We start from the raw sequence: 13,819 nt of genomic DNA on the forward strand, positions 1-13,819 counted from the left end.
GAAATCCCGAGGCTGAAATCCCGAGGCTGGAATGAGGCAGGTACGAGGACAGAACGAAGCCAGGCCGACGTTGGGGCGACGTCGACTCAACGCCGGTACGACAAGCTGATCGCGATTGTGGAAAACGGAGATCAGGCATCGGCGCCGCCGCCCATACTGGCCATCCGCCGCAACCGCGGCCATCAGAGCCCGGCCCCCGCCCCGACCCGTGGAAAGGCCATGAACGACTCCTCTCATCTGCCCCGTGGCCTGCCCCGCGGCCTCACGAAACGGCTGCTGCTGACCCTGCTGTGCGTGGTGGTCTTCCGCCTCGGGCAGCAACTGCCGCTGCCCGGCGTGGACATACGGGCGGTCCGGGAGTACGACCTGTTCCCCGGGCCGGTCGACCTGCTGACCGGCGGTGCGCTGCCCCGGCTCGCCGTGCTGGGCCTGGGCGTGTACCCCTTCTTGAGCGCGGGCGCGGTCATGGGCCTGCTGGTCACGGTGGTCCCGCGGTTGTCGTCGCTGGCAGCGGCGGGGCCTGGCGGAGCGCGGCGGATACGTCAGTACACCCGTGTCCTCACGGTCGTCACGGCCGCCGCCCTGAGCACCATCGCGCTGCTGACGGCCGCACGGTTGCCAGGCCCCAGCGGGGACGGGCTCCAGGTCCTCCGGGACCAGGGGGCGCTGTCGATGGCCGCCATGGTGGCCGCGATGACCGCCGGAAGCATCGTCGCGATGCGGCTCGCCGAGCTGATATCCGACCACGGCACGGGCAACGGCTTCGCGCTGCTGATCGGCACGCAGATCCTGGCCGTCCTGCCGGGTGAGTTCTGGGCGGTACGGGAGGGCAAGGGCGTCGTCGCCTTCGTGCTCCTCTGCCTCCTGGTGGTCGCGGTCGTGGTGGTCACCGCCTTCGTGGAGGGCGGCCGGCGCGAGGTGCCGGTGCAGTTCGCCCGGCGCATGATCGGGCGGCGGACCAGCGGGGCCACCTCCGCGGTGATCCCGCTGCGGGTCGGCCCGGAACGCTCGGTGGCAGGACAGGCCGCGAACGTCCTCTTCCTGCTGGCCCTCCTGACGAGCCTGGCACCGGACGCCGGCTGGCTGAGAGGGGTGCGTGAGCACCTGGTCGCGCAGACCGATGTCTGGCGGCTGACGGCGCTGGCCCTGCTGATCGTCCTGTTCACGTTCTTCACACGGGCCGTCGACTTCGACGTCGCGTCCCTCGCAGACCGGCTGAAGCGGGAGGGCGCCTTCATACCGGGCATACGCCCCGGCTACCCGACCGCCGACTACCTTCGCTACGTGAGCACACGGATCACCACGGTGTCGGCCCTCTACCTGGTGGTGCTGGCCTTCGCGGTGACCGGTATGTCGGCGGTGCTGAGCGGAGGCGCGCGGCTTCCGTACGGGGGTGAGGCGGTGTTCTTCGTGGTGGCACTGGCGGCGGAGACGGTGGCCTTCGTCAACTCGGCCCGGCTGATGGAGCGTTACGCGCAGTACGTGCGGTGAGGTGTCGATGACGGGAGGCGGGTGCCGGGAACTGTCGACCGGAGGAGGCCGGGAAAGGTCGGAAAGCAGGGGGAAACGGGGTTGACGGGCGGGGCGGTCGGGGGTCAGCTGGTGCGATGCACGATCTTCGTTTTCAGCAGCCCGACAGCGACGCCACGCTGGCGGAATGGCGGCACGTCCACAACACGGTCATCCCGACGCACGTCCTGTCCCTGGACGAGGTGCGCGAGCGGGCGGGGCGCAACCACTTGGAGGTCGTCCACGCGGGCGGCGAGCTCGTCGGGTGCACCACCGTGCGACCGCCTCAGGACGGGTCGCGGACGGCGACCGTCATCGCCCGTACGCTCCCGGAGCACCGGGGGCGCGGATACGGGGCGCTGATGTACGCGCACGGCCTGGAGCGGGCGCGGGAGCTGGGGGCGGAGGTGGTCGAGACGGTGGTGCTGTCCTCGAACGAGGACGGGCTGCGGTTCGCGCTGAAGCACGGGTTCACGGAGCTTGAGCGCTATGTGCTGCCCGGGGAGACGGTTCCGTGGATCGACCTCCGGCTCGTGGAGGAGCCGGACGAGGCTTGATCCCGACGCCTGGACGGGGTCAGTCGAGCATCGCGACCGCTTCCACCTCCACCAGGTGCTCGGGCACGTCGAGCGCGGCGACGCCGAGGAGCGTGGCGGGCGGGGTGGCCGCGATGCCCAGCCGGGACTGCGCCCGGGCGATGCCGTCCAGGAGCTGGGGCATCCGGTCGGGGGACCAGTCGACGACGTGGACGTTCAGCTTCGCCACGGCGCTGAAGTCGGCGCCCGCGGCGGCAAGGGCCGTGGCGACGTTGAGGTAGCACTGTTCGACCTGGGCGGCGAGGTCGTCCGGACCGACGGTGACGCCCTCGGCGTCCCAGGCGACCTGGCCGGCGACGAAGACGAGTTTCGTCCCCGAGGCCACCGCCACCTGCCGGTAGACGTCGATCCGGGGCAGTCCGGCGGGGTCGAGCAGGGTGACGGCCATGGTGAACGGCTCCTCGTCATTTCGATCATCAGGGGAAGAGAGCGCTTGTCCTGCACGGCTCCCCCACGGTCAACATCCGTGCGCTCCCGGGGCCGTCGCCCAACGTAGGTGAGGTGGCGGCTGACATGGAAGAACGCACTTTTCCGTGACCAAGGCACCTTGAGGTAACCCGGCCGCTCGGACACGAGCCCCCGCCCCATGGGTACAAGCGCTTGCCTCCGGACTCCTCCCCACGTCGGACGGCATGGGGCGGACAGGACCAGAAGGACTAACCCCATCGGGGAACGTCCCGGTGGCGGCAGGGCTCCCGTGGATCGCGGGGCGCAGCGGTACCAGGCCAACGCCCATGCACCAAAGGGGACATTGCCGCACGGAAGGTGCCACTGGGACACTCGAAGGGTCGCCCGGATGTGGCCATGACAGCACGACCGGAGTCGTACCCCGCCGCAGGTCGTGACAGGAAGCTGGTGCGCACGATGGCCGGACGCTGTGCCGTGCTCTTTCCCGGGCCGGACGCCTACACCCCCGGGGCCCTCTCGTCCCTCGCCAGGAGCGAACCGCTCGTCGGGGAACTCCTCTCCGACGTCGACCACGCCGCCGCCCTCGCCCGCCGCCCGCCCGTGTCACCGCTGCTCCTCGACGAGGACGCGCCGGCGCTCGACGCGCTGGCGACGACGGCACCCGCCGAACTGCACACGGCGGTGTTCGCCGCCGAGTTCGTCCTCTTCCAGCTCCTCACCGGGCGGCACCGGCTCCGTCCCGATGTGCTGCTCGGGCACGGATTCGGGGACCTGGTGGCGCTGACGGCCGCCGGGATCCTGGACCTCCGGCAGGGCATGGCGCTGGTGGCCGCCCGGGACGACGCCCTCGCGGCGCGGCCCGCGGCGCCCGGCGGCATGATGGCACTCGCGCTGTCCGGCGCCCGTGCCATGCACCTGCTGGCCGCCCTCGGCGAGTGGACGGTCTCGGTCTCCGCGCACGACGGCCCGCGCCAGTGCGTCGTCTCAGGACCGCGCACCGCACTGGACCGGGTGTACACGGCGGCCGGAGCACTGGGCGTACGAGCGGTCCGGCTCTGCGCGCCGTACGCCTTCCACAGTCGGGAACTGGGCGCGGCCGCCGATGAGTTCGCCGAGTACTCCGGGGCCGCCGTCAGACCGCGCCACGGTCGGCACCTGGTGTACTCGGCGACGCTGGGGAGGTCGCTCGACGGTCCCGAGGACACGGCGGCGCTCATCGCCGCGCACCTGGTGCGGCCCGTCCGGTTCGCCGACGCGGTGCGCGCGCTGCACGCGGAGGGCGTGGACGTGTTCGTGGAGTGCAGCCCTCGGAGCGCGCTCACCGAACACGTCACGGCCACCGTCCCGGGAGTCACCGCGATCGCTCCCCTGCACCGCCGCGCCACGGCCGCGGACGTCGCTGCGGCACTGGCATCGGCCTGTGACGTACCTACCGGCCGGCGCGCCGAGCAGCAGGAGGCGGCGCCGGTCGTCCCCCGGCCGCGCGGCCCCCTGGGACCCGTACGGCTTCCGCCGCCCCGGCGTGAGCCGAGCGTGCGGACGCCCGCGGAACCGACGGCCGCCGGCGCGCGCCGCACGCGTCGCGCGCGCCCCGGCGACGTCCTCGCGGGCGCGCCGCCCTCCGACCCGGACGCCGCCGTCATCGCCACCGGCGGCGTCCGTGGCACCACCGGCGGACCGGGCCGCAGCGGAGTGGCACCGTGCTGACCGCGCCCGCGCCCCGCGGGCCCCGCCACCACCTGGTGCGCTGCGCGGGCGGCACGGCCGACGTGTGGTGGCACCTGGCGCAGGGGCCCGCGACGCCCGGCCGGGGGCGCAGGCTGCTGGCCCACGCGCTGCGCATGACGTACGGAGCTCCCGCACGCGACGCCGTACTGGTACGCGACCCCTGGGGCCGTCCCGCCCTGCTCTCCGGACGTGGACTGCCCCGGCTGCACCTCAGCGCCACGCACTGCGGCCACCTGACGGTCGCCGTGGTGGCCGAGCGCTTCCCCGTGGGCATCGACGCCGAGGCCTTGGACGGGCCGCCCTCACCGACGCTGATCCGGTACGCACTGACCGCCCGCGAGCGCGCCGACCTCGCGGGCCTCCCTGAAGAAGAACGGGTACGGGCCTTCCAGCACATGTGGACGGCCAAGGAAGCAATGGCCAAGGGACTCGGCTGGCCGTTGCTGCGGGCGCTGGTGGACGTGGAGGTGGCGTTGCGGCCCCGGCTGAGACTGGCCCGGCTGGGCAGCGTTCCGTGCCCCCGGGGCTGGGAACTGCGCCCGCTGAGACTCGCGGAACTTCCCGGGCCCGACGCCGCGGTCACCGTCACCCTCGCCGCGCGCCTGCCGGTGGTCCCGGCCGCCCGGGCCCGCACCGTACCCGTCGCACGACGGCCCCTCGCGTTTGAGCGCGGGGCCTGGACGCCAGAAGTGGGCGCGGGAACCGGAGGAGCGTTCGGGTGAGACGACGACGGAGCCGGAGGACACCGGTCACCAGCGGCTCGGGGCGCCGCCCTGGCGTGGGACGGTCTCGGACGTCGGACTGCTCGGGGCCGGGACCACACCCGCCTCGACGGCGACGAGGGCCGCCTCGGTCCGGCTGTTCACGCCGAGTTTGAGGAAGACGGACCGCAGATGGTTCTTCACGGTGCGTTCCGACACGGCCAGGCTGCGCGCGATGGACCGGTTCGTCATCCCGGCCGCGAGTCGCGCCACGACCTCGGTCTCCTTGGGCGTGAGCCCCATGCGGGCGCCGGAAGCGGCAGTCCGCCCGGTGCGGACCACGCGGGTGGGGGGCGCGTCGGTGACCGGGCAGGCGCGTACGACCTCGTCGAGGGCGAGCCTGAGTTCGACCAGGCAGTCCCACAGGCCCTCCAGGCTTGCCCTGGTCGCCTCGATGCGCTCCTGCACACGGGGCACCAGCTCCGCGTGCGCGGAGCAGCACGGCAGGTGCGCGGTGCGCGCTTCGTCGGGGCTCACCATGGCACTCGCTGTCGACCGCACGACTGACTCAACTCGACGCTCCGGACAGATGACAGGTGGTGGATGACGGTTGACGGATAGCAGATGGAGGATGGCAGATGACGGGTGACAGATGACGGATTTCAACTGGCAGCTGTCAGCCGACAACTGCTCGCTGACAACCGGCGTCATCTGTCCGCTGTCACCTGTCATCCGTCATCTGACCACCGCCAACTCCCCGGTCCTCAGCACTCCCCACCATTAGTGCCCACGGACCGACCCCGATCATGCCCACTTACGGACATGACCGACAGATTCCCGTTCCTGTCGTATCGGCGCCGTCATCCGGCGTACCTGCGACGGACCCCGGTGGACCGGCCCGTATCGGGTACGCGGCACCGGGAAGGGCGCGTCCGGCGCCCTTCGCGAAGGAGATTTCGAGCATGCCGCTGCCCTCGTACCGGCTCGCCGGGCACCAGGTCGTCAAGGTGTACGCAGTGATCGACATCGCCAACGCGGCGCGTGTCGGCCAGGACTTGGACCGCGTACTCGCCGACTGCCCCCGTGGCAGTTCGGTCGTCGTCGATCTGCGCGCCCCGCTGCTGACGGCCGCGGGCCTGGACGTGCTGGAACACGCCCACGAGACCGCGCTGCGGCACGGCCTGGCCCTGCGCGTGACCACGCGCCACGCGCTCGTGCGCAAGGTCCTGCGGATCACCGGGGCGGAACACCTCCTCGACGTGCACCGCGACCTCCGGGCCGTCTCCACCCACGCCTGAGGCCCGAGGCCCAAGGCGCGAAGCCCGAAGCCTCAGGCCCGAAGCCTCAGGCCCGAGGCCCGAGGCCCGGGGCCCCGATGTGGCCATCGACACGGCGGGGTCCGAAAACCGTCCCGGTTGAGCCGGGGATCCGGGGGCAGGCGGATGTCTGGTCCCGCCGTGTTCCCCCATCGCGGCGGGGCCAAGAACTTCCGGGCCTTCCCCGCGTCCCTTCACTCCGGCCGTCCTCCCCCGCCGTCACCCGAAGAGGCGGATGGCGCGACCGTCCCCCGCGGCCCTCGGCGGCCGGAAACGCTCCCCCGGCTCGCGTACGACCGCCCCCGAGCGACGGCATTGCGTCAACTCCTCTCCAAGCGGGCCGAAGCAGTACTTCCCCTCCGCTCACGGCGTGCCACGCTATGCCCAGGACCGTGCCGGGCGGAGTCGGCGCCGCACCGGGACGGGCGGTCCCGCGCGGACCGCGCGGGCCCCGCCGGTGTGCCGAGCGCATCCGGGGCGGGCCCGTTCCTCGCCCGCGCCGCCGCCCGCCGGTGAGCGGCCCGTCCCCCGCACGTCCGCCGTGACGCCCCTCGCACCTGCGCGCGACTCACCGCTCCGTCCACCGCGTCGGGGCTGGCCACATGGCGGATTGTGGTCGTATCAGAACGGATCACGCGTCGTTGACGGGTCGTGATCCTCAACTCCGCTGCCGGGGGCAGCTCCGTATCCGGGGGCCGCGACCGCGCGGGTGCCCCGGACGTCGGGACGCTCACCGGGCTGCTGTTCGCCGACGTCCCCGGCGGCGCGTGCGCCGCGCCGCTGGACGACGTGCACGGCCACTGGCGCAAGGCCGTCTCCACGGATCTTTTCCGCCATCGGTGCGGCACGGAGCGGGACCGGTGGGCGCTGGCGTACGCGCGCCTGCGGGCGCTCAACGAGGAGTTGGTGGCCCCCGAGCTGCTGCCGGGTGACGTGCGGGCGCTCACCGCGCTCCACGAGTGGGCGGCGGCCGTGGACGGCGCGACGGCCACCGTGGCGGGCATCCACTACAACGTCTTCCTGGGCAGCCTGTCCGATGACGTGTTCTCGCCGCCGCGCGATCTGTCGTCGTTCTTCTCGCTGGACCGCGTGGGGGTGTTCCTGTGCGCGGAACGGGCGCACGGCGCGGGTGTGGCGACGGTGCGGACCACGGCCCGGTACGACCCGGGCAGCGGGACCTTCACCCTGCACACCCCGCACGAGGGCGCAGCCAAGTGGCTGCCCGACGCGGGGACCGCGGGCGGCCCGAGGAGTGCGGTGGTCGCCGCCCGGCTGCTCGTCGGGGAGCACGACCACGGCGTGTTCCTGTTCGTGGCCGATCTGACGGACGGCGGTGGGCCGTTGCCGGGCGTGCGCGTCGCCATGGTGCCCGCCCGCGCGGGAGGGGCGGTGGAGCGCTGTGTCGCGGTCTTCGAGCACGTACGGCTGCCGCGCACCGCTCTGGTCCAGGGGCCGCACGGGCAGTTGGAGCCGGACGGGAGCCTGACGGCTTCGGCGTCGGCCGCGCCTGATGGTCCTGGCGGTCCGGTGCGGGGCGGGCGTGAGCGGGTGCCGCACGCGGTGGGGCGGGTGGCCGTCGGCGCGTTGTGCGCGGGCGCGAGCGCCCTGGGCGGCTCGCGCGCGGCGCTGGCCGTCGCCGTGCGCCGTGTCCGCCCTCGCGCGGGGGCCGCGCCCGGGGCCGACGGGCGCGGCGTACCAGCGGCGGAGGCGGTCGAGGCGGCGGACCTCGGGCCGTTGCTGCGGGGCACGGCGACCGCGTACGCGATGACCTTCCTGCTCCGGGGCGTGACCGCCCGGTGGCTGCACCCGGGACCCGGTGAGGGCGGTGTCGCCGAACGGGAGGCGCGCATCGCCAAGGCCTGGATCGCCGGGCGTGCGCGGGAGTTGATGGTCGTGGCGCGTGCACACTGTCCCGGTCTCGACCTGTTGACGGTCCCGCCGCTGCGGTTCGCGGCCGCCGTCGAGTTGATCTTCGGTCACGAGGTGGCTCCGGAGGCGCCGGCCGCGACCGGCGCGGAGGACCTCGCCGATCCGTCGTTCCTGCACGGGCTCCTGGTCGCGAAGGAACGTCACTCTCATCTGCGGGCCCGCGTCCTGTTGCGGGGCGCGTCGAGCGGCGCCGCGCTGGGCCCGTGGAACAGCGCGTCGCGGGCGGCGCTCGACCTGGTCGGTGCGTACGGGGCGCGCCTGGCCGCCGAGGACTTCGTGGCCGCCTGTTCCGCGCCGGTCGAGGGCCCGACGCGTACCGTGCTGCGCGACCTGTGCGCGCTGTTCCTGCTGGGCCAGGTGCGGCCGTACGGGGAACTGCTGCTCACGCGGGGCGCGTTGACCGCCACGCAGGTGGAGGCCGTGCCGGGCGTGGTGCGGGTGCTCGGTCGGCGGCTGGAGCCGTGGCTGGTCGAGCTGACGGAGGCGTTCGGGGTGCCCGAGGGGCACGTGGTGTCGGCGGCCGGGTAGCGGGCGGGGCGTAGGTCTCGGCCGGGCCCGGACCCCGCTCGGACCCGGGCCCCCGCCCCTCACTTGCCCCCGACGCGCTCCCACGGCCTGCCCGGCACCTTGTCGGCGTCCCGGTTGGGGGTGAAGTCGACCCGGGCCGGTCCCGGAAGCGAGGCGATGCGGGCCTCCAGGCGGCCCAGGCGCCCCTTGTCGTCGACCCAGTACGTGAGCGGGGACCGGCCGCCCTTGGCGCTGTCGCGCGGGCGCGGTCCCGAGTACAGGGTGTAGTCGGTGCCGTCGATGCTGGCGCGGCCGAGGCGGCGGGGGCCGGCCTGGGCGAGGAGCTGGGGGTTGTCGGGCCGGTCGGTGCCCATCGCGATCACCAGGCGCAGTGCCGCGTCGAGCGGGTCGGTGGTGTAGGCGCGCTGGGACCAGGTGCCCGGGTCGAGGGCGGCGGCCTGGGCGGCCGGGCGCTGGCCCTTCTTCTCGGGGACCTGGGCGACGGCGAGGCCACCGGTGTCCCAGGCGAGCAGGCCGCCGTCGCGGGACTCGGGGCGGCCGGTGGTGTAGCGGCCGACCGCGCGGTGGGCCCGGTAGTCGACGATGCCGTGGACGTCGGTCCCGTCGTCCCGGCCGCTGCCGGGGAGCGTGACGTGGACGCCGAGCGTCCCGGACTCGTACGCGCCGAAGCGGGCGAGGGCGAGTTGCTGGGCCTCGGTGGCGTTCAGCGCGCGGGGGGCGTCGTCGCCCGCGCCGGTGAACTCGTGCACGAGCACGCCCGCGGTGAGGATCGCGGCGGCGCCGATGACGGCGAGGGCGAGCAGGCGGGGGCGCCGGGACGGGGATGCCGTACCGCGCGACGGGGAGCCCGGCTTCCTGGGGTGCGGCGGGTGCGGGGCGGTCGTCCTCGATGGGGGCACGGTTCTCCTCGGCGGTGCTCGAAGGCGGGTGGAAGGGCGAGAGGGGACGGGGGGACGGGTTCAGGGGTGGTGGCGGACGTGCGGAGGTCCCCCTCGCCGGTGCGAGGGGGACCTCCCGGGGGCGTCGACGGGTGTCGCGCCGCTACTTCTTCTTGCGCTGCTCACCGCGCTTGTTGTACAAGCTCACGCTGAGCGTCTTGGTGTTCTCGCCGACGCCGTACGGGCCGAACACCCGGTTGGCGGGCATCACGTACCCCTCGGGGACGGCGAGCTCCTGGAGGTAGTACCGGCCCGGGAGGGTCGGGTAACGGCAGGTGCCGCGCCGGTCGGTGGCGCAGGCCGTACCGACCTTGGTGTCGCGGCCGGCTCCGGTGCGCTGGAGGCCGGGCTTGCCGTTGGTCTCGCGCCACAGCTGGAAGACCGCGCCCTGGAGGGGCTTCTTGGTCTTGGCGTCACGCTTGACGAGGACGAACTGGGCCGGGACCTTGGGCCGGGTGTTGACCACGGTGTCCGACACGATGGTGCTCGCGTTCTGCGGGGTGATCGCGTACGGGCCGAAGACCGGGTTCTTGGGGAGCGGGTACCCAGCGGGGGCCTTGACCTCCTGCCAGTAGTAGGTGCCCAGCCGCTGGTTGATGGTCTCGCACGTGCCGTCCGCCGGCGTGGTGCACGCGCCGCCGACCCTGGTGTCCGCGCCGGTGCCGGTGCGCTGGAGGCCGGGCTTGCCGTTGGTGTCCCGCCAGAGCTGGAAGACGGCGCCCGCGAGGGGCTTCCTGGTCCTGGCGTCGACCTTGATGATCCGGATGCCGCCGCTGAGCGGGACGGCCTCGGGCTCGTTCTCGACGGTGACCTCGGCCCCGGCCTGGTAGGTGTCGGCGTCGAGGACGAGCGGTCCGAAGACCGCCGGGTCGGGCAGCTTGTGGCCGGCGGGCGCCTCGGTCTCCTGCCAGTAGTACGTGCCCAGCGGCTGCTTGACGACCTTCGCGACGCCGTCGGCGCCCGTGGTCTGCGCGGCGCCGACCTTGGTGTCCGGCGTGTCACCGTCCGCCTGCAGGCCGTCCTCGCCGTTGGTCTCGCGCCACAGCTGGAACCCGGCGCCTCCCAGCGGCTGCTTGGTGATGCTGTTGACCTTCAGGACGCGCAGTTCGCCGAGCGGGATGACCTTGTCGGCGGCGGTCACCTGGGCGCCCGCCTTGTAGGTGGCGCGGTCGATCACGAGCGGTCCGAAGACGGCCGGGTCGGGGAGTTCGTACCCGGCCGGGGCCTTGGTCTCCTGCCAGTAGTACGTACCGACGGGCTGCTTGGCGACCTTGGCGATGCCGTCCGCCCCCGACGTCTGTACGGCGCCGACCTTGGTGTCGGGCGTGTCACCGTCCGCCTGGAGGCCGTCGTCGCCGTTCGTCTCGCGCCACAGCTGGAACTCCGCGCCCGCCAGCGGCGCGTTGGTGTCGGCGTCGACCTTGAGGACCCTCAGGTCGCCGAAGGGGGTGGGCAGGTCCTCGGCGGTCACCTGGGCGCCCGCCTTGAAGTTGTCGAAGTCCAGCTCCAGGGGGCCGAAGACGGCCGGGTCGGGCAGGTCGTAGCCCGCGGGGGCCTTGGTCTCCTGCCAGTAGTACGTGCCCAGCGGCTGGCGGGGCAGCTTGGCGATCCCGTCCGCCCCCGACGTCTGTACGGCACCGACCTTGGTGTCGGGCGTGTCGCCGTCCGCCTGGAGGCCGTCGTCGCCGTTGGTCTCGCGCCACAGCTGGAACTCGGCGCCCGCCACGGGCTTCTTGGTGTCCGCGTCGACCTTGAGGACGCGCAGTTCGCCGTCGGGCTGGTTGTAGCCGAAGTCGTACGTGTGGTTGTCCTGGCCGGCCTTGCCCGTGGTGATGGTGTGCTCGGGGAACTTCCCGCCCGGCGGGACCTTGCCGTCGGAGTCGATGAAGTCGTTGGTCCCGGCGTCGTTCTGCGTGACGACCCAGCGGTACAGCGGGCCGCCCTGCTCGTAGTCCGCGGGGTTGTCGATCTTGATGGTGTACTGGGTGTCGAACTTCAGGCCGTGCCTGACGCTGTCGAAGTAGTACTCGCCGCGCGCGGTGGTCACGGTCGTGGCGACCAGGGTGCCGTTGGCGTCGTACAGGTTGACGGTCGCGCCGGGGACCGGCCGCTCGCCCGGGTCCTGGATGCCGTCCTTGTCGACGTCGTACCAGACGCGGTTGCCGATCTGGATGGGCGCCTCGTCGCACAGCACCTCCAGGTCGGCCATGGCGCCGCCCTTGCCGAAGGTGGTGGTCTGGACGTTGCCGTAGCCGGTGGCGGGGCCGCCGCCGGTGCGGTTCACCCACAGGGTGCCGCTGGAGAACGTGGTCGCGTTGTCGACGTCGATGCCGGAGCTGGCGATCGTCGTCTCGACCTTGGACAGGGCCACGCCGCCGAACGCGGACTCGGGGTGCCAGATGGTTCGCGCGTCGCCGGGGTAGAACTCCCTGATCCCGGGGACGGTCGAGTTGTTCGCGCAGCCGCCGTTGCCGTCGATGACGTACGTGCCGTCCGCGCCCTTGCAGGCCCGGTTGAGGTCGCCGCCGGACATCGCCTCGATGTTGAAGACGCCGGCCGCGTCGCGCTCGGCGACGCCCTGGCCGGACTGGTCGGCGAAGCGGTCGCGGAAGCCGAGGATCAGTTCGCCGTCGGTGTCGACGATGACGTCGGTGAGGAAGGGCTGCGGGTAGCCGTAGCGGCCGCCGCGCGCACAGACCTTGTTGTCCTGCCGGCCGCGCCAGGCGTCCGTCCAGGGGTACCAGCTGCCGCCACCGCAGCCCGCGGCGATGGTGTCGGCGACCTGGCGGGGGAAGTCCAGCTTCTGGTCCATCACGACGTCGCCGAAGGCGCCCGCCGCCGGGTCGAACTTCTGGACCACGGCCCGCATGTCGGCCTTGTCCTGGGTGGACTCGCCGGAGCAGGTGCCGCCGACGTAGACGTCCCCGTCCTGGATGCCGATGGCGCCCGGGCGCCAGTCGCCGGGGGCCGCGCAGCCGGGGTCCGGGATGGGGTAGGTGCCCTTGGGGGCGGCGGCGGTCTTCTGGGTCGCGTCGTAGCGGTACAGCGTCTTGTTGTTGAGGTTGACGACGTACAGGTCCTTGCCGTCTTCGGAGACCTCGACGTCGCCCAGCGACTCGGTGCTGACGGCCGCCTTGAACGGCAGGTCCATGTCGGTGGCGAAGGCGTGCGCCGTGGTCCCGGCGTCGGGGACCGTGGTGAACAGCGTGGTGTCCCCGCCGGCCATGTCGGTGACGTAGACGCCGCCCGCGCCGCCGGGCCCGTAGGAGGAGCCGCGGCGGGCCATGGCGCCGGAGAAGACCCACTTCTTCTGCTTGTTCCAGCCGATGCCGTACAGGGCGCCGGTGGTGGCCTTGTCGGAGAGGTTGGTCGTCTGGTTCCTGTTGCCGCGCGCGTTGTACGGGAACGAGATGAGCGTGCGGGTCTCGGGGTCCGCGCCGCCCGCGGGCATGTCCTTGCGGATGCAGGCGGTGACCAGGGTGGCGTTCTTCTGGCAGTAGTCGCCGGGGTTCCAGAAGGCGGTGGTGAACTCGGTGTTCCTGCCGCCGGTGACGTCGACGAACTCCTCGGTGCTGGTCAGGTAGGTGGGGCCGCCCGCCAGGCCCTCGTCGGAGGCGAAGGCGGACCAGAGGACGCCGGGCTTGGGGTTGATGACCTGGACGCGGTACTTGCCGCCCTTGAGGGCCGTGCCGTCCGGCGTGAAGGTGGCGGTGCCGTCGGGGCCGGTCCTCGCCGTGACGGTGGTGCCGGCGTCGTCGGTGAGGCGGACCTCGACCTGGTTCATGCCGGGTTCGAGCACCTGGTCCCAGCGGCCGTTGGCGTTGACCTCGCGCACGACGCGGACCTTGACGGTGCCGTCGCCCGCGTCGGCGGCGGCGTCCCGGGCCTGGGCGTGGGGCGCGCTGGCCAGCGCGGCGCTGGAGGCCAGCAGCGGCAGCAGGACACCCCAGGTGCCCGCGCGCCGCCGCGCGGTCGAGCCGCGCGCGGCGGCCGGATCGTTGGTGGGCAAGTCATCGCTCCCGTGGTTGCGTCATCTCGGACGGAGGATGCGCATCAGTCGGAGGGATGCGCCGCATGCCCGGTTCCCGGCTCGTCACGGTCCATCACGTTTCATGATCATATGACTGGTATTCATGACACTGAGGGAGCAACGGAATAGACCGTTG

10 protein-coding genes are annotated in these 13,819 nt (G+C 72.9%); 6 read left to right on the plus strand and 4 right to left on the minus strand.

Annotated features, from left to right (window positions below; translation table 11 throughout):
- The first annotated feature begins 219 nt into the window (after positions 1-219).
- The gene (locus ABT160_RS12265) at positions 220-1,491 is read left to right on the plus strand and encodes a preprotein translocase subunit SecY (RefSeq protein WP_351646670.1); all 1,272 of its coding nucleotides are present in this window, start codon (positions 220-222) and stop codon (positions 1,489-1,491) included.
- 116 nt (positions 1,492-1,607) lie between these two features.
- On the plus strand, positions 1,608-2,066 hold the full coding sequence (locus ABT160_RS12270; RefSeq protein ID WP_351646671.1) for a GNAT family N-acetyltransferase: 459 nt from the start codon (positions 1,608-1,610) through the stop codon (positions 2,064-2,066).
- 19 nt (positions 2,067-2,085) lie between these two features.
- Here ABT160_RS12270 and ABT160_RS12275 read toward each other — a convergent pair whose 3' ends face one another.
- Positions 2,086-2,493 (minus strand): RidA family protein, encoded by a 408-nt coding sequence (locus ABT160_RS12275; protein WP_351646672.1) that lies wholly within the window; start codon positions 2,491-2,493, stop codon positions 2,086-2,088.
- A gap of 416 nt (positions 2,494-2,909) precedes the next feature.
- Between ABT160_RS12275 and ABT160_RS12280 the strand changes: the two genes are divergently transcribed.
- Positions 2,910-4,220 carry an ACP S-malonyltransferase gene (locus tag ABT160_RS12280; protein ID WP_351646674.1) on the plus strand — a complete coding sequence of 437 codons (1,311 nt, stop codon included), beginning with the start codon at positions 2,910-2,912 and terminating at the stop codon, positions 4,218-4,220.
- Positions 4,214-4,963 (plus strand): 4'-phosphopantetheinyl transferase family protein, encoded by a 750-nt coding sequence (locus ABT160_RS12285; RefSeq protein WP_351646675.1) that lies wholly within the window; start codon positions 4,214-4,216, stop codon positions 4,961-4,963. Before ABT160_RS12280 ends, ABT160_RS12285 begins: the two co-directional genes overlap by 7 nt.
- A gap of 27 nt (positions 4,964-4,990) precedes the next feature.
- Here ABT160_RS12285 and ABT160_RS12290 read toward each other — a convergent pair whose 3' ends face one another.
- Positions 4,991-5,482 (minus strand): helix-turn-helix transcriptional regulator, encoded by a 492-nt coding sequence (locus ABT160_RS12290; protein WP_351646677.1) that lies wholly within the window; start codon positions 5,480-5,482, stop codon positions 4,991-4,993.
- Between the two features lie 422 nt (positions 5,483-5,904).
- Between ABT160_RS12290 and ABT160_RS12295 the strand changes: the two genes are divergently transcribed.
- Together ABT160_RS12295 and ABT160_RS12300 are read left to right on the plus strand one after the other, a co-directional pair.
- Complete coding sequence (locus ABT160_RS12295) at positions 5,905-6,240, plus strand: STAS domain-containing protein (RefSeq protein ID WP_351646678.1); 336 nt, start codon at positions 5,905-5,907, stop codon at positions 6,238-6,240.
- Positions 6,241-6,909: 669 nt separating this feature from the next.
- Positions 6,910-8,715 (plus strand): acyl-CoA dehydrogenase, encoded by a 1,806-nt coding sequence (locus ABT160_RS12300; RefSeq protein WP_351646680.1) that lies wholly within the window; start codon positions 6,910-6,912, stop codon positions 8,713-8,715.
- 59 nt (positions 8,716-8,774) lie between these two features.
- Here the strand turns inward: ABT160_RS12300 and ABT160_RS12305 are convergent, their stop codons facing one another.
- Together ABT160_RS12305 and ABT160_RS12310 are read right to left on the minus strand one after the other, a co-directional pair.
- On the minus strand, positions 8,775-9,614 hold the full coding sequence (locus ABT160_RS12305; protein ID WP_351646681.1) for a hypothetical protein: 840 nt from the start codon (positions 9,612-9,614) through the stop codon (positions 8,775-8,777).
- Positions 9,615-9,756: 142 nt separating this feature from the next.
- Positions 9,757-13,662, minus strand: coding sequence for a SpaA isopeptide-forming pilin-related protein (locus tag ABT160_RS12310; protein ID WP_351646682.1), 3,906 nt, complete (start codon positions 13,660-13,662; stop codon positions 9,757-9,759).
- Between the last annotated feature and the right edge of the window lie 157 nt (positions 13,663-13,819).

Source organism: Streptomyces sp. NPDC001941 (genome assembly GCF_040296945.1).
Lineage (GTDB): Bacteria > Actinomycetota > Actinomycetes > Streptomycetales > Streptomycetaceae > Streptomyces.

Coding starts and splice junctions, on each gene's coding strand:
- ABT160_RS12270 (WP_351646671.1), top strand. CDS start 1,608: ATGCACGATCTTCGTTTTCAGCAGCCCGACAGCGACGCCACGCTGGCG.
- ABT160_RS12265 (WP_351646670.1), top strand. CDS start 220: ATGAACGACTCCTCTCATCTGCCCCGTGGCCTGCCCCGCGGCCTCACG.
- ABT160_RS12275 (WP_351646672.1), bottom strand. CDS start 2,493: ATGGCCGTCACCCTGCTCGACCCCGCCGGACTGCCCCGGATCGACGTC.
- ABT160_RS12295 (WP_351646678.1), top strand. CDS start 5,905: ATGCCGCTGCCCTCGTACCGGCTCGCCGGGCACCAGGTCGTCAAGGTG.
- ABT160_RS12290 (WP_351646677.1), bottom strand. CDS start 5,482: ATGGTGAGCCCCGACGAAGCGCGCACCGCGCACCTGCCGTGCTGCTCC.
- ABT160_RS12280 (WP_351646674.1), top strand. CDS start 2,910: ATGACAGCACGACCGGAGTCGTACCCCGCCGCAGGTCGTGACAGGAAG.